Source organism: Microbulbifer sp. TYP-18, from assembly GCF_040932045.1.
GTDB lineage: Bacteria > Pseudomonadota > Gammaproteobacteria > Pseudomonadales > Cellvibrionaceae > Microbulbifer.
The window spans coordinates 433,917-455,279 of the sequence record NZ_JBFRBC010000002.1; the positions used below are offsets into that span (position 1 = coordinate 433,917).

Below are 21,363 nucleotides of genomic sequence, written 5' to 3' on the forward strand. Positions count from 1 at the left end.
GTCGTCCCCTTATTCGCCCCGCTTGCGCACGTCCGCCAGCAGCCCGGCCAGGCTTGCGGCCTTGGGTTTCACCAACCAGAAACGGCTGAGGTAGTCGTCAAAGTTGTCCAGCAGCTCTTCTCCCCAGCTGCTCCCGGTAGCGGCGACATACTCTTCGATGACCTCGCGCAGGTGACTCTGGTTGGGCTCAAGCGCCTCGCTGTTGATGCGGCGCAACTCGATCAGCTCGTGGTTGCATTTGTCGAAGAAGTTGCGCTCGAGATCCAGCACATAGGCGAAACCACCGGTCATGCCGGCACCAAAATTAACCCCGGTTCGGCCCAACACCGCCACCATGCCACCGGTCATATACTCACAACAGTGATCACCGGCCCCCTCGACTACCGCAAAGGCACCGGAATTGCGCACGGCGAAGCGCTCTCCGGCACGGCCGGCGGCGAACAGCTTGCCGCCGGTGGCGCCGTAGAGACAGGTGTTACCGACAATACTGGTGTTCTGTGACTCGAAACTGCTGCCCGCTGGTGGGCGGATCACCAGCCGGCCCCCCGCCATGCCCTTACCCACATAATCGTTGGCGTCGCCGTCGAGATACATTTCCAGGCCGCCGGCGTTCCAGACCCCAAACGACTGCCCGGCGACTCCTTCCAGATGGATTTTCAGCGGTGCATCCACCATGCCCTGGTTGCCGTGGCGCCGGGCTATTTCACCGGACAGGCGCGCGCCGATGGAGCGGTCACAATTCGTCACGCGGTAATTGAAGGTGCCGCCGGAGAGGCTCTCGATGGCCGGCAGCATGTCCGCCACCATGCGCTCCGCCAGTGCCCCCGGGTCCCAGGGATTGTTCCGCGGCAGCTGGCAGGTCTGGGGCTTACCCTCCAGCAGTGAATCTGTGTGCAGCAGTGGCGTCAGATTGAGTTTGTGCTGCTTGCCGGTCTCTCCCTCCAAAATTCGCAGAAGGTCGACGCGCCCCACCAGTTGTTCCAGGGTGCGCACGCCCAGGCGGGCCATCCACTCCCGGGTCTCTGCGGCCACGAAGCGGAAGAAGTTCATGGCCATATCGACGGTACCGATATAGTGCTCGTCGCGTAAATCCTTGTTCTGCGTCGCCACGCCGGTGGCACAATTGTTGAGGTGGCAGATGCGCAGGTACTTACAGCCCAGCGCCACCATGGGCGCCGTACCAAAGCCGAAACTCTCCGCACCCAGTATTGCCGCCTTGACCACATCGAGACCGGATTTCAGCCCACCATCCGTTTGTACCCGCACCTTGTCCCGCAGGTCGTTGGCGCGCAGCGTCTGATGGGTCTCCGCCAGACCCAGCTCCCATGGGGAACCGGCGTAGCGGATAGAGGTAATCGGACTGGCGGCGGTGCCGCCGTCGTAGCCGGAGATAGTAATCAGGTCGGCATAGGCCTTGGCCACGCCCGCAGCAATAGTGCCGACACCGGGACGGGATACCAGCTTCACGGATACCAGTGCTTCCGGGTTGACCTGTTTGAGATCAAAAATCAGCTGTGCCAGATCTTCGATGGAATAGATGTCGTGGTGCGGCGGCGGCGAAATCAGGGTAACGCCGGGCACCGAATAGCGCAGTCGCGCGATAAGGTCGTTGACTTTGCCACCGGGCAGCTGCCCGCCCTCCCCGGGCTTGGCGCCCTGGGCGATTTTGATTTGCAGAACTTCTGCATTGACCAGGTAGTGGGGGGTCACACCGAAACGGCCGGAGGCCACCTGTTTGATTTTCGATACCTTGTCGGTACCGAAGCGCGCCGGGTCCTCGCCGCCCTCCCCACTGTTGGAGCGGCCACCCAGGCGGTTCATAGCCTGGGCCAGTGCTTCGTGCGCCTCCGGAGACAAGGCACCGAGGGACATGGCGGCGGAGTCAAAGCGGCGCAGTATATTCTCCACCGGCTCCACCTCGTCCAGGGGAATCGGCTCTATATCCTCCCGCACCGCCAACAAGTCGCGCAGCGTCGCCACCGGCCGCCGGTTGACCAGGGTGGCGTAATCCCGCCACGCAGAGTAATCACCCCGCTGCACCGCCTGCTGCAGCGACGTGACTACGTCCGGGTTGAAGGCGTGATACTCCTGCCCGTGAACGAATTTGTGCAGACCGCCCGGCGACACCGGCTTGCGCGCCTTCCAGGCGTTCTCTGCGCGGGCCGCCATATCGACCTGCAGATCGGAAAAGTCCGCCCCCGCGACACGGCTGGCGGCGCCGGGAAAACACAGGTCCACCACTTCCCGGTGGAGCCCCACCAGTTCGAACAGCAGCGCACCGCGATAGGAGGCGACAGTGGAAATACCCATCTTGGACAGGATTTTCAGCATGCCCTTGATGATGCCGTTGCGGTAGTTTTTCTGCGCCTCGGCGGCATCCAGCAGCAGTTCACCGGTATCGATCAGGTGATTGATAATACTGTAGGAAAAATAGGGGTGTACCGCCGTTGCCCCCACCCCCACCAGGCACGCCAGCTGGTGGGCGTCGCGGGCACTGGCGGTATCCACCAGAATATTCGAGTCGCAACGCAGACCGGCGTAGACCAAATGGTGGTGTACGGCACCGGTTGCTAGCAGAGCATCTATGGGCAGTTTGCCCGCCGCTATCTCGCGATCGGACAGCACCACCAGCACAATACCCTCCCGCACCGCCCGCTCCACTTCCGCGCAGAGTGTTTCTATCGCGGCCTTGAGGTCGACCCGCTGCGGATCATAATTCAGATCGAAGATTTTTGACTCGAAGCCCACCCGATCCACATCCAGCAGCGCCGTGTACTTCATATGGGACAATACGGGGGACGACAATATCACTCGGTCGGCGTGTTCCGGCGTCTCTTCGAAGACCGACTTTTCCCGCCCCAGGCAGGTCTCCAGCGACATGACAATCGTTTCCCGGAGGGGGTCGATGGGCGGATTGGTCACCTGGGCAAACTGCTGGCGAAAATAGTCGTACAGGGCCCGGTTGTGGTGCGACAGTACCGCCATGGGCGTGTCGTCTCCCATGGAACCCACAGCTTCCTGGCCCGACTCCGCCATGGGCCGCACCACTGTATCCCGTTCCTCCAGGGAGGAGCTGAACAGTTTCTGGTACACCTTGAACTGCTGGAGGGAAAAATTGTTGTCGACCGGTGCGGTGACCAGCGTCGAGCGAATACGGCGCGCCTTGTTTTTCAGCCAGCGGCGGTAGGGCTGCGCCTGCTTGAGTTTGTTGTCGATGTCGGCGGTGTGCAGCAACTTGCCCTCGCGGGTATCCACCGACAGCATCTGCCCCGGACCCAACCGGCCCTTGGCCACCACATCCTCCGGTTGGTAATCGTAGGTGCCGATTTCGGAGGCGACGGTAATCACATCGTCCCTGGTGATCACCCAGCGGGACGGGCGCAGACCATTGCGGTCCAGTGTGCAGACGGCGTAGCGGCCATCAGTCATCACCAGGCCCGCGGGGCCGTCCCAGGGCTCCATGTGCATGGAAATATACTCGTAAAAAGCGCGCAGATCCGAATCCATGCTCTCGACGTTTTGCCAGGCCGGCGGCACCAGCATGCGCACCGCGCGATGCAGTTCCATACCACCGGCCACCAGCATTTCCAACATGTTGTCGAGACTTGATGAATCGGAACCCTCGCGGTTTACCAGCGGTGCCAGTGTGGCGAGTTCCGGCAACAGCCGGCTGGCGAATTTTGGCGTGCGGGCCACGGACCAGTTGCGATTGCCGGTGATGGTATTGATCTCGCCATTGTGGGCCAGCAGGCGGAAGGGCTGTGCCAGGGGCCAGCGCGGCATGGTGTTGGTGGAGAAGCGCTGATGGAATACGCAGATAGCGGTTTCCAGATAGGGGTCAGCGAGTTCCGGAAAAAACCTGGGCAGGTCGGCGGGGATCATCAACCCCTTGTAGGCCAGCACCTGTGCCGACAGGCTGGCGATATACACATCGTCCAGCCGATCCTCGGCCAGCAGCTGCTCCGCGCGCCGGCGGGCGACAAACAGGCGCCCGTTGAGCTGCACCTCCCCCAGCGGCTGTTCGGCATCATTGACCAGCAGATGCTCGAAACGGGGCAGGGATGCCCGGGCGATGGGCCCCAGGCATTCGGGGTCGGTAGGTACCGGCCGCCAGCCGGCGACCCTGAGCCCCTCTGCCTCCAGCGCGCCTTGCAATATCGCCCGCGCCTGGTCTGCAGCGGCCTCATCGAGTGGCAGCATCAGGGCGCCGACGGCATAGTTCTGGGTGAGTTCGATGCCCCACAGGCGACGCGCTTCCCGGCGCAGGAAGCCATCAGGCTTCTGTAGCAGAAGGCCACAGCCATCCCCGGTCTTTCCATCTGCGGCAATACCGCCGCGGTGGGTCATACAGGTGAGAGACTCGATCGCGGTTTCCAGCAGTTTGTGGCTGACCTCGCCTTTGAGATGGGCAACCAGCCCAAAGCCACAGTTGTCTTTAAACTCATCCAAGCGATAGAGGCCGCTACCCATAGAATTCCCCATCGTTATCGTTACGGAACCCGCCCAACGCGGTCGACCATAGTGCTGCGCCGGTGTGCGGGGCGCGCCGACAAAAAAAGCCCGCTGAGGGGCTTTTGTTATTGTGGTTTCATGCCTGCGGTTTTTCCGCCGGGGCGCGCAATGTTACTGGGGCAACCCTGCAATTGCAAGAAAATGCAGATTTTTATTCTGCTCCAGACCTGATAAGTAGATTTATCTGCTTAATGGGTGGGATTTGGTGAGCCAGTCCTCAAAATCGACCCACAGGCGGAAAGCGGGTCATCCCGCCCCGCAAACTGCCAGGGCCTCGACGATCCTCTCTCTCGGTGTATCGTCCACCACCACCGCTTCACCCAACCGCCGCAGCAGCACCAGACGCAGGCGACCGTCCACCACCTTTTTATCCACCGCCATGGCGGTAAAAAAATCCTCGCTGGCCATGTCTTCGGGGGCCTCTTGGGGCAGTCCGGCCCGCTGTAGCAGGGTGCGAATTCGAGCCACCAGTTCCGCATCTATATACCCTTGCAGGCGGGACAGTTCAGCCGCCATCACCATCCCCGCAGCGACCGCCTCGCCGTGCAGCCACTGCCCATAGCCCTGGACTGACTCGATAGCGTGGCCAAAGGTGTGACCAAAATTCAGGATGGCACGCCGGCCCTGCTCCCGCTCGTCCTCCGCCACCACCGTCGCCTTGGCGCGACAGCACAACTGCACAGCGTGCGCGAGTATCTGCGTATCCCTGCGCAGCAATTCCTCTATATGCGCCTCTATCCAGGCAAAAAAAGGAGCGTCACAGATAAGACCATATTTGATGACCTCGGCGAGCCCCGCCGACAGTTCCCGTTCAGGCAGTGTCTGCAGCGTGTCCATATCCGCCAGCACCAGCTGGGGTTGGTAGAAGGCGCCGATCATATTTTTGCCCAGCGGGTGGTTGACCCCGGTCTTGCCTCCCACCGAGGAGTCCACCTGTGCCAGCAGTGTGGTGGGGACCTGCACGAAGTTGACGCCGCGCTGATAACAGGCCGCGGCGAATCCGGTCATATCACCCACGACACCGCCACCCAGGGCAACCAGGGTGGTGGAGCGGTTGTGGCGCCGCTGTAAAAGCGTGTCGAATATGCGGTTGAGGGTATCGAGATTCTTAAATGCCTCTCCGTCCGCCAACTCCACCAGATCCACCTGTTTAACACCGCGCAAGCCTTTGCGCAAAGTATCCAAATACAGGGGGGCGACGGTTTCATTGGTTACTATCAGTACCTGATCGCCGAGGATATAAGGCTGCAGTTGCTGCGGTTCCCCGAGGAGTTGGCGGCCGATCACGATGGGATAGCCCCGGTCTCCCAGTTCGACGTTAAAACGGTGCACCACTGTCCTCCGTTGAATCACCTGCGGTGATAACACTGGTTTTCGAAACTGCCTGCAAGCGCAGCACTCTAGCACAGTTTGGGGCACCGCCAGCGGCGCTTTTAATAGGGCATCTTCACACTAACTGAGATAGCCCTGCTGCTTCAGGTTTTGTGGCCTGCAAGGCAGGAATTGCGGAGTGTGGTGGGTCCACATAAGCAATTTCTAACGCCGCAGGGCGCGAAACCAGGGGCAGCCCTTCGGGTTGTGCCGGAAAAGGCGCCACTCTTCGTTGCTCGTCGCTCATTTGGAACAACCAAACCGCGCTCCTCTTGCCTCGATTGGCACCTTTTCTGTCACAACAGGGCCAACTCCGTTAGTGTGAAGAGGCCCTAGGGCCTCTTCACACTAAGTGATCCCGTATCGATTGGATTGCCGCCCCTGAAAATCGGCGCAATTATGGGAAAGGGCTCGCGCCTGCCTGCTCCTGACGACGGCATATCCCTGTACCACATTAATCCGGCGACTAGTTGAGCTGCCGGATTAATAACAGAGGGCGCGGAGAGGAAGGCGTCAATCGCCCGGTGTAGGCGTCTGGGACAGGCGCTCAATCACCAGGTCCACCGCCTGGCGCGGTGAGCAGTGATCCGTATCGCAAATAATGTCCGCCACCTCCCGGTACAGCGGATCCCGCTGGCTCAGCAACTCCACAATACGCCGTTGTGGATCGGCAACCTGGAGCAGGGGACGATTGGTATTCTTGGCGGTGCGTTTGAGGAGCTGGTCGGCGCTCGCCTGCAGATAAATCACCAGTCCGTGCCTGCGCAGCTGGCGACGGTTTTGCTCGTCCAGAACTATGCCGCCACCGGTCGCCACAACCTGTGTGGGGCCCTGGCACAGCTCTCGCAACACTTCACTCTCCCGGCGGCGGAAGCCGGCTTCGCCCTCCACGTCAAAAATCCATGGGATATCGGCACCGGTGCGCGCCTCCAGCACTCGGTCGGAGTCGGCGAACGGCAGGCGCAACTGAGTGGCCAGTAATTTACCGATGGTGGACTTGCCGGCCCCCATGGGGCCGACAAGGAAGATGGAGCGGCTGATCACTTGGAGAAATAAGGTTCGTCTTCGACGATGCGCGGAGTAATAAACATCAGCAGCTCCCGGCGGTCGTCATTGCGGTTGGTTCGCTTGAACAGACGGCCCAGATAGGGAATATCCCCCAACAATGGGACCTTGCTCTCGCCCTCGATCACCTGGCTCTCAAAAATGCCCCCCAGCACTATGGTCTCGCCATTGCGCACCAGGACCTTGGTCTGCAGGGAGTTGACATTGATCGAGGGAATCGAGCTGCCGGTCACCAGGTCGGTAAACAGCTCACCCACACTGTTCTGGTCTATCTGCAGATCCATAATGATGTTGTTATCGGGGGTTATTTGCGGGGTAACGTTGAGTTCCAGCACCGCCTCACGGAAAGTCACCGACGCCGCACCGGAAGAGGTGGCCTCCAGGTAGGGAATTTCCACCCCGGACTGGATATTGGCCTGCTGTTTGTCACCGGTCACCACCCGCGGCTGCGACACTATCTCCGCCTTGCCCACGTCTTCCAGAGCCGACAGTTCCAGCCCCAGAAACAGGTTGTCCTTCAGTATCGCATAGGCGATGTTGCCCACCGATTGCGCAACACCGAGATCGACCAGCAGCGGGTCGTGGGAGGACTGAGGTGCATCCACATCGGGGCCGGCCCCATCGGCATCGCGGATGTCCGCTATCTGACTGCCGGAGCCTATGCCGATTTTGCCGTCGTCGATGTCATGGTTCTCAGTGTAGTGCCAGCGCACCCCCAGTTCCCGCGTAAAGTCGGTATTGGCATTGACTATTCGCGCTTCGATCATCACCTGCCGTATAGGGATATCGATGGCGTCGATCAATTCCCTAAACTGGACAATCTTTTCTTCTGTATCGGTCAGAATAATCGTGTTTGTGCGCTCGTCGACGATGGCGCTGCCCCGGGAGGAGAGGATGCTGCGTTGATCTGCGTCGTCCCTGCCGCCGGCGAAGTTACCCTGATTGAGGCCGCCACCAGCGCCTCCCTGCTGCTGGCCGGAGAAGAGGCTGAACAACTCCCGCGCATCCGCATAGCGGACCTGAATATACTCGGTGCGCAGGGGTGCGAGTTCTTCCAACTGACGGCGTGTCTCCAATTCCTGGCGCTCACGCTCGGCGATCTCCGCCGCCGGGGCAACCATAAAGACATTGCCTTCCTGACGCTTGTCCAACCCCTTTGCCTTGAGAATCAGATCCAGAGCCTGGTCCCAGGGTACCCCGTCGAGCCGCAGGGTGATACGACCCTCTACGGTGTCACTGGCAACCAGGTTGAGATCGGTGAAGTCGGCGATCAGCTGCAGCACCGAGCGCACTTCGATATCCTGGAAGTTCAGCGACAGCTTCTTGCCGCTAAACTGGAATTCCTTTTCCTGCGCCCGTACCTGCGCCACTGTTAGCGGCTTGACGCTCAACACATATTCGTTATCAGCCTGATAGGCAAGGTAGTCGTAGTCGGCCTTGCCGGGGTCTACCGCAATGACGGTATTGCGGCCGTCATAGTCGACGGTGATCGATTGCACCGGGGTGGCGAAGTCAGTGACATCGAGGCGCTGGCGCAGGGTGTCCGGCAGATCGGCGCCGAGAAAGGTCAACAGAATCCGACCTTTGGTGCGCTCCACGTCGATGTTCACCGCTGGATCGGAGAGGCTGATAATCACCTTGCCCTCACCGGCCTCGCCGCGGCGGAAATCCACATTGCTGATGGCCACGTTGCTGGCGGCGCGAAAGTGCTGCTGGCCCCCGAGGTCCAGTGCCTGGTCGCGATTGTGGGTGGTCACCGGGGCTGTGGCCACCGACGCGGTGGTGGCCGAATCCGCGCCTATCTCCAGCACCACCTGGTTGCCCTGGCGCTCGCTGGTATACACCGGCAACTTATCCAGATTGACGATCAGGCGGGTGCGGTCCTCGCCGGATACCACCACAGCGCTGCGGGCCGCACCTATGCCGAGGGCATATTTCTTCTGCGGCAGGGCGCTCTCCACGCCGGCAAAGTCCAGAACGATACGGGCCGGTTGCTCAATGGTGTAGCCGGTGGGTTCCGGCGGTATGTCGCTGAAAGTCAGCCGAAGCTGAGCCCGGCTCCCCGGCAGTTCCGAGAACTGGATATCATTGAGCTGATTGGCCTGCGCCTGGGACACCGCAGGCGGCAGCACCAGGCTGAGCAACACTGCCCCGGCGGCAACCAACACTTTGGCGAGTTGCTGTTTGATCATTATTGGTTGTCCTTCTCTTCCAAAGTCAGGGCCCGCGGCCGTTCAATCCAGCCCCCGGTACCATCCGGCACAACTTCCAGCACATCGAGTTGCGAGCGGGACGCGTTGATCACGCGACCGTAGTTTTTACCCAGATAATTCCCTACCGTGATGCGGTGTATACCGCCGTCACCATCATCCACCAGCGCCCATATCTGACCGCCCCAGGAAAGGGTGCCGACCATGGACAGAGCGTCGAAATTGAAGCTCTCCAGCAGTTCCCGCTGGCGGTTGGTATCCGGTGCAACCTCCAGCCGGCGGCCCTTCGGGCCCTGGTCGCCCTCGAGGATGGGGCGGCTAAAGGGGCTGTGCAATGCCGCAGCAGCGTATACATAGGGGCTGTAAGGGGTAAAAGTCGGTATTGGCTCTATCTGGCCGCGGGGCTTGTTCTTCACCGCCGCCATGCGCTGGCGCAAGTCCGCGTGATTGTTGTGCTGGCTGCAGCCGGCCAGTGTCAACAGGGCAATTGCAAGGGCAGTGTATTTCATCATCCCTCCTCGTCTCCCTGCTCTTTATAACGGTAGGTCTTGGCATTGATCACCATATTCAGCAGCGTCGCCCCGTCCTTGCTGTTTTCGATAGAGAAATCGTGCAGGGTGACGATGCGCGGCATACCGGCGATGCCACTGACGAAGGCACCGAACTCGTGATAGCCGCCCTGTACCTCGATACGAATGGGCAACTCCACATAGAAGTCCCCCACCTGCTCATCCTCCAGTGCTATCTTCTGAATGGTAAGGCCACTGCCGCGGCCAAAATCGTCGATATCCTCCAACAGTCCCGGCACTTCGGTATCTTTGGGCAGCTGTTCCAGCAGCGCACCGAAAGTCTCCTCCATCTCCGCCAGTTGCGTCCGGTAGGCATCCAGGTTGGCCGCCTCAAACGACGTTTTTTCAAACTGGGAAAAAAGCTCAGCTTCCTTTGTGACTGCCAGCTCCAGATGCTGGTAGCGGTCTCCGATCAGCGCATAGTAACCCCCACCGATCAGAACCGCCGCGATCAGCGTCAGCAGTGCGACGCGCCCGGCTATTGGCCAGACGCCCACACGCGAAAAGTCGATATCGTTGAGATCGAGTTCGCCCAGCTTTTTAAACGTATCTTCCAGTGCCATGTCAGGCCTCTCTATCCGGCCGCCGCAAGGGGCGCGTCCGCCCGCTGCTGGTCTTCTTCCTGCTTGCGCCCCGTGACCGTCACAGTCAGTTGAAAGGCGCTGGCCTGCTCACCGAACTCAGGTTTCGCAGTGACACCTGTCAGGTTTGGAGACTCGAACCAGTCCGACTGGTCCAGGTTGCGCATCAGTGAGGATACGCGGTTATTGGACTCGGCGACGCCCGCTATCAGAACCGTGTCGCCGGTGCGCTGCAGGTTTGTGAGCCACAGGCCCTCCGGCACGGCGCGCACCATTTCGTCAAAGTAGCGCACCGCCAGGGGGCGGTTTCCCTGCAGCGCCTGAATGACCCGCATACGGTCGATCAACTGCTGGCGGCGCTTCTTCAGGTCCTTAATTTCCCGCACCTGTTTGTCCAGTGCGGAAATCTCTTGCTGAAGTAGCTGGTTGCGTGCATTTTGATTTTCGATCCGACCGTCAACGGTCTTCATCCACAAAAAAGTGCACAGGCCGGCGACGATGATCACCAGGACCATGACCTGCTGGAATTCCTTTTGTTTTTGAGCGCGGTATTCCTGGCGCCAGGGTAGGAGATTAATGGTCGCCATGATCAGAACTCCCGCTCGCGCATCGCCAACCCGGCCACAATCATCATCGAGGGCGCCTCCCGGGCCAGCGCCAGGCGGTTGACCCGGGAGGCGACCGCCATGCCCTGAAACGGGTCTGCCACCATGGTGGGCTTGCCGAGTTTTTCACCCACCAGATCAACCAGCCCCTCCATCGCCGCGACACCACCGCCGAGCAGAATGTAGTCCACATCGCTGTAGGAGGTGGAGGAGTAAAAAAACTGCAGGGAGCGGGTAACCTGTTGAATCACCGCATCGCGAAAGGGTTCCAGCACTTCGGCATGGTAGTCGTCGGGCAGGCCACTGCCGCCCTGACGCTTGGCCAGGCCGGCCTCCTCCGCCGAGAGTCCATAGCGGCGCTGTATCTCATCGGTGAGTTGGCGGCCACCGAATAGCTGCTCGCGGGTGTAGACAGTCTTGCCGTCCACGAGAACCGAAAGGGCACTCATGGTGGCCCCGATATCCACGACTGCCACCACCAGCTGCTCCTGCGGAGGGAACTGGCCCTCCAGCAGGGTATAGGCGCGCTCAATTGCGTAGGCCTCTACATCCACCACCGCCGCCTGTAAATCGGCTTCCCCCAGGGCGGACACGCGCTGCTCCACATTCTCGCTGCGACAGGCCGCCAGCAGGACCTCCACCTGCCCCTCACCCTTGTCCGAGGGCCCCTGCACTTCGAAGTCCAGATTGACCTCATCCAGGGGATAGGGAATGTACTGATCGGCCTCCAGGGCGATCTGAGCCTCCAGAGCATCTGAGGACAGGTCTTCGGGCATCTCCAGGGTCTTGGTTATCACCGCCGAACCGGAGACCGCCACCGCAGCCTGGCGCAACTTGGTCTTGGCCCGGCGCACCACCTTGCGCACCGCCTCGGCCGTAGCGCCAACATCGTTGATATTTTTGTCCACCACTGCGTTGGCCGGCAGAGGCTCCACCGCATAGCACTCGACCCGGTATTTGTCACCGTTGCGACTCAGCTCCAGTAATTTGACCGCCGTAGAGCTAATATCGAGTCCCAGCAGGGCCTTTGGACCTTTGTTCAAAAAAGGGAGTATTCCCATTTTTCTTATTTTTTCCGCAGGTTATGAGAGTTTCATGTTATAGCACTTTAAATTACAGCAGCAACCGCCTTTTGCATAGGTATCGGCTCACAATATTCGTATAATTGAGTATCTGAGCCGTTTTTAGACACCTAACCAGCCAGTAGCTAGTTCATGACTTTTAAGACCCGCAACCGCCTGCTGTCACTGTTGTGGCTCAGTGCAGCGGGGGCCGCCGCCGCCGCTATGGCCTTCGCCAGCATCTTTCTCTATCTCAAACCGGGATTGCCCTCGGTGGAGAGTCTGCGCGATGTGCGCCTGCAGACGCCCCTGCGGGTCTACTCCCGGGACATGGAGCTGATCGGTGAGTTTGGTGAGAAGCGCCGCAGCCCCATCACCATCCAGCAGACCCCCGATCTCTTCATCAAAGCCATACTCGCCGCCGAGGACGCCGGCTTCTATGCCCACAACGGCGTCTCCATCAAGGGCCTGCTGCGCGCGGTCACCCAACTGCTGCAGACAGGTTCCATCCAGTCCGGCGGCAGCACCCTGACCATGCAGGTGGCTCGCAACTTCTTTCTGAGCCGGGAACAGCGCTTCGTACGCAAGTTCAACGAGATTCTGCTCTCCCTGCAGATAGAGCGGGAACTCAGCAAGGACGACATCCTCGAGCTGTATATCAACAAAATCTTTCTCGGTAACCGCGCCTACGGTTTCCAGGCCGCAGCACAGGTTTACTATGGCCGCAACATCGACCAGTTGAGCCTGGCCCAGTGGGCCATGATGGCCGGGCTGCCCAAGGCACCCTCAACTTACAACCCGATTGCGAATCCCAGCCGGGCCCTGGTGCGGCGCAACTGGATCCTCAAGCGCATGCTGGAGCTGGGTTACATAGATCAGGACGACTACAAGAATTCCGTCACCGCACCTGTCACCGCCAGGTACCACGGCCGGGACCTGGACCTGGATGCCCCCTATATCGCCGAAATGGCCCGCAAGGAAGCGGTTGAGTTGTTCGGTGACAAGGCCTATACCGACGGCTACCAGGTGATCACTACGGTCGACAGCAGGCTGCAGCGGGCCGCCCGCGACGCACTGCAAAGGGGTCTCGAGACCTATGACGCCCGCCACGGATACCGGGGGCCGGAGGAGCGCCTGGACCCCGCCCAGCTGCAGGACAGCGACCAGTTGGTCGACCTGCTGCACGAAATCCCGGTGCTGGGTGGCTTCGAACCCGCGGTGGTGACCGCGGTGACGGAGCGAAGCCTGCAGGTCCAGCTGCGGGACCGGCGGGTGGTTGAAGTGCCCTGGGAGAACGGCCTGAGCGATATCCGCCCCTATATTTCAGAGAATGCGCGCGGTGCGCGCATTCAGTCCGCACAGGATATTTTTGCCCCGGGGGACCTGATCAGGCTGAAACGGGTGGAAGTCACTTCCGCGAGTGCGGAAGGCGCAGCGCCGGATCCCGGCACCAGCCTCAACGGCGCAGATTCGGGCCCGGATCCCTTTGCGGACCCGGAACCAGATGTCGCGGCCGCTGAACCCTTGTCGCGGGAGGAATGGCATCTGGGACAGGTACCGGCGGCCCAGGGGGCCCTGGTTTCACTGGACCCGGACAATGGCGCCATCCGCGCCCTGGTGGGTGGCTACGACTTCCACCAGAGCCACTTCAACCGCGTTACCCAGGCAGCGCGACAGCCCGGGTCCAGCTTCAAGCCCTTCATATACGCGGCCGCCATTGAACGCGGCTATACCGCCGCCAGTGTGATCAACGATGCCCCGATTATTTTCGAACAGGCCGGCTTGCAGGATGTGTGGCGTCCGGAAAACAGTGAAGGCGACTTCCGCGGCCCGACCCGACTGCGCGTAGCCCTGTACAATTCACGCAATATGGTGTCGATCCGCTTGCTGCAGGCACTGGGTATCGATAATGCCCTGGACTACGTGGAGCACTTTGGTTTCGAGCGCAGCAAACTCGCTCGCAACCTCACCATCGCCCTGGGCAGTTCGGCACTCACCCCGCTGGAGATGGCCCGCGGCTACGCCGCCTTCGCCAACGGTGGCTATCGGGTGGAACCCTACCTTCTGGAGCGGGTGCTCGATGTAAACGGCGAACCAGTCTACCAGGCCCTGCCGTTGACAGTCTGCCGCGACTGCCCCCTGCCCGGCAGCGAAACCCTGCAGCGGGAGCCACTGGACCTGGCCGACACTAGTATCCCGGCAAATACTTCCGAGCCCGGCGAAGAGCCCATCGGCCTGGGCACAGAGAGCCCGGGCGCAGTCGAGGCGGAGCAGGCCCGCCCCCAGGCGCCGCGCGCCATGTCACCGGCGACCAGCTACATCATGGACTCGATGCTGAAGGACGTGATCAAGATGGGCACCGGAAGAAAAGCGCTGGTAATGAAGCGCGGCGATATCGCCGGCAAGACAGGGACCACCAACGGACCGAGGGACGCCTGGTTCTCCGGCTACAGCCCCTACCTGGCCACCAGTACTTGGGTGGGTTTCGATTCCAACGGCGAATTGGGCAAGAACGAATACGGGGGCTCGGCGGCACTGCCGATCTGGATCGACTTTATGTCAACCGCACTCAAGGGACTACCGGAACGGCACCTGGCACAGCCGGACGATATAGTCACAGTGCGCATCGATCCCCGTACCGGCAGGCGCACATCCGGCGGTGGGACCTTTGAGATTTTCCGCAGCGACCGGGTTCCCGGCAGGGGTGCTTACAGCTCTTATCGCCCGGCCTACCCCGACGGACAACAGCCCCCTGAAACCCCTAACGGGCAGGAGCAGGAATCCGTACCAGAGGAACTGTTCTAGGGCCGGTTAACTAACCGAGTGAGTTTGCTGTCACTGCCGACTGCGGTATTCCAGGCAGGCGCGCTCTATCTCAGCCAGGTCGGGAATCACCACCACTTCCCCGGACAGAGCCGCATGCATCAGCTCTCCCTGCTGACAGTCCTGCTCGCGGGGCGCCAGCTCCTCCGGTGTCACCCGCACCAGTCTCGGCGTGCCTCGCAGCCAGAGTGCAATAAAGGGCAGTTGTTGCTGTGCGCTGCCGGTATTCAGCACGGCAACGCGGCCGTTGCTGTTCATTGCGGCCAGGGGGCCACCGCGAAGCACTTCGAAGGAAATTAGCGGTAGCTGTTGTTCACGCCAGGTGAGTTCACCCAGATACCAGGCGGGGGCATCGAAGGCGGACACCGGGGTCTGAGCGCCAATCACCTCCGCCAATGTGTCCACCGGGACCAGCAGTTGGCCATCGTGCAGGGGCAGCAACAGGCTGCTCACTTCCCGGGGCGTGTCCACCGGCAGCGCCTCAACTCCACTCATTGCAACTTTTTCCCGCTGTTCGTGTTTGTCTACGCAGTGGCCGCTTCGGCGATGTATTCGCGAATCGTCTCCAACAGCACTTCCTCCTGGTAGGGCTTGCCGAGATAGTGGTTTACCCCCAGGGATGTGGCGTGGTCGCGATGCTTCTGCCCGGTGCGCGAAGTGATCATGATGATTGGAATATCCTTCAACCGGCTGCTGGAGCGGATATGCCGCGCCACCTCAAAGCCGTCCATACGGGGCATTTCGATATCCAATAGAATCAGGTCGGGGATATGGTCCTGCAACTGAAACACAGCGTCCTGGCCGTCCTTGGCAGTGGCGACCAGAAACCCTTCGCGCTCCAGGAACCTGGACGTCACCTTGCGCACCGTCACCGAGTCGTCCACCACCATAATCTCCCGCTGGCGCTGGTCCGGTTCCGACTCAGGCTGGGGTTCCAAACTGATTGCCGGCATCTGCGGGCGCGCCTGCTGTACCGCCCACTGGCGCAGCAGTGCGTGGGCATCGAGAATGACTACCACAGTGCCATCGCCCATCACCGTCGCGCCCGAAACCCCCTGTACGCTGGCAAACTGCGGCCCCAGGCTTTTCACCACAATTTCGCGGCTGCCCATAATGGCATCCACCTGCAGTGCCATGGCGTGGCCCTCCGAGCGCACCAGCAATACCGGTAACCGCATGTCGGTGAAGCCCAGTTTTGGCTGGGCGCCGGATTTCAGCAGAGCGCCAAAATAACTGACGCTATAGGATTCGCCCGCATAGTCAAAGTGCGCCTCCTCCGAGCGGTAATAGTGCTCCAGCTCAAATGGACTCAAGCGCACTATCCCCTCGATGGTGTTCAGCGGCAGCGCGAACAGGTCCTCACCCACCCGCACCATCAGCGCCCGGTTGACGGATACCGTAAAGGGCAGGCGCACCACAAACTGGGTGCCTATGTACTGCTTGGAGCTGATATTCACGGAGCCGCCGATCTGCTTGATCTCGGCCGAGACCACATCCATACCCACTCCGCGCCCGGATATCTGTGTCACCTGATCGGCGGTACTGAAACCGGCCTGGAGGATAAATTGCAGTATCTCGTTGTCGGACAACTCCGCTTCCGGGCGCATAAGGCCCTTTTCCACCGCCTTTTGCCGCACCTTGTGCAGATTGATTCCACCGCCATCGTCGCCGATGGTGATCACCACTTCACTGCCTTCCCGCTTGAGCACCACATCGATGCGGCCGCGCTCCGGCTTGCCGGATCCCGCGCGCACATCGAGCAACTCGATGCCGTGGTCCACCGCATTGCGCAGCATATGCTCAAGGGGCGCCACCATACGCTCCAGCATGGAGCGGTCCAATTCCCCCTCCACGTTGGAGAACACCAGATCCACCTGCTTGCCGAGTTCCGCGCTCACCTGCCGCACGATACGGCGCAGCCTGGGCACCAGCCGTGAGAAGGGCACCATGCGGCTGCGCATCAGCCCCTCCTGGAGCTCGGTGTTAACGCGGGACTGCTGCAGCAGCAGCGTCTCGGTATCGCGCGCCTTGTTGTTCAGCGTTGTGCGCAGCTCCATCAGGTCCGAAGTGGATTCCAGCAGTGAGCGCGACAGCTGTTGAATGGAGGAGTAGCGGTCCATCTCCAGCGGATCGAATTCATCGTCGTGTTCCGCCAGCTGCTCCTGCCGGAACAGAACCTGCGCCTCGGTCTCCAGGTCCAGGCGGCGCAACTGTTCATTCAGGCGCAGCAAAGTGGAATCCATTTCCTCCAGAGCCAGGCCGAAATCACTCATTTGCTCTTCCAGCCGGCCGCGGGAAATGGATGTCTCACCGGCGAGGTTGACCAATTCCTCCAACAGCTCTGCGGCCACCCGCACCATTTCCTGCGGCTGGCTGCGGCTGGGCGCGGTAGCCTCCCGCCTGTCCTGGCCCTCCTGCCTGCGCACGAACGGCAACACATTGCCCGCCGGTTCTGCGCCCACCTGTGGGGATTGCACAAGCGCGGGAATTTCGTCCAGTCCGGCCCCGGATTCAGGCCCCGGCGCCTCACCACCGGTGACCGGCACTGTCACTTCATCGGCGACCTGCTCCGGAGCGATTGATTCCAGCCCATAATCCTCGGGGTCGGCATCCTGCGCCAGCTGCTCGTCAGCCCAGTCGGTGCTGAGCAGCTGGTTGAAAGCGTCCAGTTGTTCTCCCGCCATCCAGGCGCGGACCGTTTCCAATCCGGCTGCGATGCAGTCATAAATAGCGTGGGCATCGGTGAAAAATTCCGCCGGCGGCTCCGCCGCACTCTGCATCCCCTCGATGACACTTTCGAAACGGTGTGCCACTTCGCCGAGACCCATCAGGCCGGCCATACGCGCACCGCCTTTAAAGGTGTGCAATGCGCGCTTGAGCGCCTCTCTGACAGCGTCATCTGCAGGCAGCTGCTCCCAGCCCTGGATCAGCTCTTCCAGCTCCTCCACTAGGTCACCGGCCTCCTCCATAAACACATCGACCACATCCGGGTCCACCTCAATGGCGGGGGCGACAGGTTCCTCAGAAGCTTGGGTCAATGGCACCGCAGCGGTTGCGGGCGACTCTGCGGGGCCGGATTCCGCCCGGTCCGGCACAGTTTCGATTTCCCAGTCCCGGTCATCTTCGCCGGTCTGCCTATGGCTGTCCCCGGCCTCAAAACCCGGTGCCTGGGGCAATGTATCCGCGTCGATACCCAGTTCAGACCAGTCGTAGTCGTCCTCACCTCCCAAGTCACTCTGGTCCTGGGCCAGGTTGCGCAACGCTTCTCCCACCGCCACGCTGACTGGCGGCAAATCCTGCGCAGCAGCCACCGCATCAACCAGGTCCAGCAGTTCGTTGTGGCCCTGCTCCAGCGCGGCCCACAGCGCCGGCTCCTCCTCCAGGTGGCCGTCGATAACCTTGCAGTACACCTGTAACAACAGTTGCGCCAGCTCCGCCAGCGTCGGCAGCTGCGCTTGCTCCGCGGCCTGATGCAGAATCCGCAACTCGTCGACGACGGGATGCAAAATGGATGTGTCGCCGGGGTGCGCGCGCCACTGGGACAGCATCTGGTCGGCATCCAGGAGTACGCGCATACCGTCGGCCATGATCACTGCCAGCAATTGGGGATCCACCGCACGGGGCTCACTGGCCTCGCGCTCGCGAATCAAATGGCCCACCGCCCGCTCCTGTAATTCCGCCACCCGCGCCAGGAACTGCTCCGACTTTTCGACCAGCAGGGAATTTCCGGCCCGGATCTGCGCCAACACCTCGCGCACATAGTCGGCGCCATCGCTTATCAGCTCGTAAACATCCCCATCGATGGAGACCTGATAGGTGCGGAGCTCCTTGGCGAATCGCTCCAGCGGTCCAATAATCTGCGCTACCGGCGTTACTTCCGCCATGTGCGCAGACCCTTTCAGGGTGTGCAGGGCCCGGTGCAGAGGGTCCGACGGCACGCCGTAAATGGGAGCCGCTGCGCGCATTTCCCTCAAGAATTCTGCCACTGTGGCCAGGTGAGTCTCCGCCTCCTGGGCAAAGATCTCCCACAACTGGCCCATCTCATCATCCACTTCCCCCTGTGGGACCGATTCGAGCTCAAGGGCATCCGGGGCTGGGTCCAAATCCGGTGCCGCAACCGCCGAAACTTCAGCGCTGGCGACCAGCAGGCCGGGCGGCACTTCCCCACGGGCGAGGCCGCCAGCCCAGTCCTCCAGCTGTGCGGTTCGCCGCGGATCCGGATCACCGCTACCCTGACGGAAGGCATCCACCATCGATGGCAGCTTTTGTCTCACCAGCTCAATCAGTTCCACCTGGGCCTTGTGGGGCTTGACGGTCTTGTCGAGCACGCGGTTGAGCATATTCTCCACCGCCCAGGCCAACTCGCCAATCTCAAGCGCCTCGACCATCCGGCCCGAGCCCTTGAGGGTATGGAAGCCGCGGCGAAACTCGCGCAATGCCTCCAGATTGGTGAAGTCCGACGCCCATTGGGGAAAGTATTCGCCGATGGTATCCAACACCTCACCGGCCTCCTCGAGGAAAATAGCCAGGATCTCCTCGTCGATCAGGCTGTCGCTGTCCTCCTCGGGCACCGCCGCCGGCGGCACTTCCCCAGCGGGGTGCGCCCCGCTGGGCAGAGCCGGCGCTTGGTAGGGGTCGCCGACCTCTGTGGACAAGTCATCACCGGCAACAGCTCCGTCGCTGTCCGCCGTTTGAACACTCTCGGCAACAGCCACCGGTGCCGTATCAACGTCGGGGGCGACTTCTTCAGCAAAAATTGTGGTGGGAGTTTGCCCGCCGGAATCCGCGCTCTGCGCACCGCTGCTCAGTGGTTTTATCTCTGCATCTGCCCCGGCGTTCACAGGCACCACTTCTTCCGCCACTGCAAACCCCAGTGCGGCGACGCTGTCCTCCGCCAGTGCCAGCAGCATGGTGGCTTCCTCAGCCCCTTCAGCACGGCGTTCGAGGTAGTAATCGACACTGGCTATCGCGTCGGCAAGGGTGTCCAGCACTTTCCATTCGGGCTCTGCCGCCGAAGCCATCAGCTGTTCGCAGATATAGCGGCGGCAGGCGGACACAATGTTCGCCGCTCGACCATAGCCGGCCATTTCCAGGCCGCCGAGCACCTCCTGTAATCGCCCGGGCACACGGGCCAGGTAACTCTGGTCCCAGTGACTGGCAATGAACTCGACAATGGACTCTTTGACCGTCTCCAGCTCCGCGCGCACTTCGCGCACCACCGTATCGGTGGCATCGCCCATCAGCGGCGGCTGCTCCTCGTGTACTTTTCTCGCCAGCACCGCGCCGAGGGATGCATCCAGCTGCACCAGTTCCGCGGCCGCACGCATCAGCAGATCCTGGTTGTCGGCAGTGCGGGAGGCATCCCGCACCGGTTCGTAGACACGGCGGGCCCGGGCGCGCTGGTCCTCCAGCCCCAGGACTCCCAGGGTATCCGCAAGGCGCTTGGCAACTGCGACGGTAGCCGCCAGCGGTGGGGTCTCGCCGGTGCCGCTGTTGGGCTCAAGTGCGTCGCGTACCGTCTGCACTTCCTCGCGCAGAGCAGCGATCACCGTGCCCAGTGCTTCGGGGCCCATGGCCAGTGCGTCCTGGGTATCGGGTCGCGGGGTACCCGGCACGGCGCGGTCGAGGGCGAAAGTCCCGTAAATGGATTGGCAGCGGGGGCCGTTGGGGCCGGCCAGGAATACGTAAAACAGCAGGTTGCGGACCAGGTCCCGGTCCAGACCGGCGTCCAGAACCCGAGCGCCCCGACCCTGCAGCAGGCGGAATTCAACATCGATACGGCGCAACAGCTGGCGCAACGCCGGCATCACGTTGATGCGGTGCTCCCCTATCGCTTCAAAGATCGCCAACAGGATTTGCCACAGGGGACGGCGGATACTGCCGCTGTACAGCAGCGACATCTTTTCAGCCACCTTGACCAGATACGCCAGGCTTTCGCCCCCATTGACGTCCCGGATCAGTCCGGCGCCCGCCACATGGTACATTTTGCGCAGTTTGCCCACCAATTCGGTCAGCTTGGCGCTGTCGGCTGTGAGTGCCGGATGCTCCCCGGTTGCCATTTGCAGCGGGGACAGATCCGGTGAGAAGAGTGCACCCTCTGTAATCAGGCGCTCGCGCCGCACGGCGCGCAGGTCGTTCAGCAGGGGTAGAAGGAGCACGGGGGTATCGCGCCGCTGAAAAACTGCTTTCTCAAGGTAGAGCGGCAGTTCCAGCAGGGCGCGCATCAGGAATTCCTGCGTCTCCTGCGAGTTCTCCACATCGCCGCTGGCCAGGGCCTGGACCAGCTGCTCCATCTCCTCCGCCAGCATTGCGGCCCCGGCCAGCTCCGCCATATGCAGACTGCCGTGGACCTGGTGAATCAGCTCCAGACAATTTTGCAGGGGCAGTGGGTCGGCAGAGGAATCAGACGCAAATGCCTCCAGTTGTTGGCGCGCCTGCACCAGGGTCGCGTTGATTTCGTCTCCAAGCCAGTCCAGGGCCTGGAAGTTCGGATTGTCGTGACTCACGCCAAGCCCTCAATAATTCTGTCGGTTAGCCGGAGCAGTCCAGCCAGCCTGCCCAGAGGC

At 61.4% G+C, this 21,363-nt stretch carries 11 protein-coding genes; 1 reads left to right on the plus strand and 10 read right to left on the minus strand.

Annotated elements, in window-relative coordinates; translation table 11 throughout:
- Positions 1-9: 9 nt before the first annotated feature.
- From gltB to ABVT36_RS04010, 8 genes are all read right to left on the minus strand, one after another.
- Entirely contained in the window at positions 10-4,470 is a 4,461-nt protein-coding gene (gene gltB, locus ABVT36_RS03975) for a glutamate synthase large subunit (protein WP_368455374.1), read from the minus strand.
- 288 nt (positions 4,471-4,758) lie between these two features.
- Positions 4,759-5,844 carry a 3-dehydroquinate synthase gene (aroB, locus tag ABVT36_RS03980; protein ID WP_368455375.1) on the minus strand — a complete coding sequence of 362 codons (1,086 nt, stop codon included), beginning with the start codon at positions 5,842-5,844 and terminating at the stop codon, positions 4,759-4,761.
- A gap of 552 nt (positions 5,845-6,396) precedes the next feature.
- Positions 6,397-6,924, minus strand: coding sequence for a shikimate kinase AroK (gene aroK, locus ABVT36_RS03985; protein ID WP_368455449.1), 528 nt, complete (start codon positions 6,922-6,924; stop codon positions 6,397-6,399).
- Positions 6,924-9,140 carry a type IV pilus secretin PilQ gene (gene pilQ, locus ABVT36_RS03990; protein WP_368455376.1) on the minus strand — a complete coding sequence of 739 codons (2,217 nt, stop codon included), beginning with the start codon at positions 9,138-9,140 and terminating at the stop codon, positions 6,924-6,926. Before pilQ ends, aroK begins: the two co-directional genes overlap by 1 nt.
- Complete coding sequence (locus ABVT36_RS03995) at positions 9,140-9,670, minus strand: pilus assembly protein PilP (RefSeq protein WP_367148850.1); 531 nt, start codon at positions 9,668-9,670, stop codon at positions 9,140-9,142. The genes pilQ and ABVT36_RS03995 overlap by 1 nt, the downstream gene beginning before the upstream one ends.
- The gene (locus ABVT36_RS04000) at positions 9,667-10,290 is read right to left on the minus strand and encodes a type 4a pilus biogenesis protein PilO (protein ID WP_368455377.1); all 624 of its coding nucleotides are present in this window, start codon (positions 10,288-10,290) and stop codon (positions 9,667-9,669) included. Before ABVT36_RS04000 ends, ABVT36_RS03995 begins: the two co-directional genes overlap by 4 nt.
- 11 nt (positions 10,291-10,301) lie before the next feature.
- Positions 10,302-10,895 carry a PilN domain-containing protein gene (locus tag ABVT36_RS04005; RefSeq protein WP_367148852.1) on the minus strand — a complete coding sequence of 198 codons (594 nt, stop codon included), beginning with the start codon at positions 10,893-10,895 and terminating at the stop codon, positions 10,302-10,304.
- Between the two features lie 2 nt (positions 10,896-10,897).
- A complete protein-coding gene (locus ABVT36_RS04010) occupies positions 10,898-11,974 on the minus strand; it encodes a pilus assembly protein PilM (RefSeq protein WP_367148853.1) in 1,077 nt (358 codons plus the stop codon).
- A 153-nt stretch (positions 11,975-12,127) separates the two neighbouring features.
- On the opposite strand from ABVT36_RS04010, the gene ABVT36_RS04015 reads away from it, so the two are divergent.
- Positions 12,128-14,779 (plus strand): penicillin-binding protein 1A, encoded by a 2,652-nt coding sequence (locus ABVT36_RS04015; RefSeq protein ID WP_368455378.1) that lies wholly within the window; start codon positions 12,128-12,130, stop codon positions 14,777-14,779.
- A gap of 30 nt (positions 14,780-14,809) precedes the next feature.
- On the opposite strand, the gene ABVT36_RS04020 is transcribed toward ABVT36_RS04015, so the two are convergent.
- Positions 14,810-15,292: a chemotaxis protein CheW gene (locus tag ABVT36_RS04020; RefSeq protein WP_368455379.1), complete on the minus strand. Its 483-nt coding sequence runs from the start codon at positions 15,290-15,292 to the stop codon at positions 14,810-14,812.
- Between the two features lie 29 nt (positions 15,293-15,321).
- On the minus strand, positions 15,322-21,303 hold the full coding sequence (locus ABVT36_RS04025; protein WP_368455380.1) for an Hpt domain-containing protein: 5,982 nt from the start codon (positions 21,301-21,303) through the stop codon (positions 15,322-15,324).
- Between the last annotated feature and the right edge of the window lie 60 nt (positions 21,304-21,363).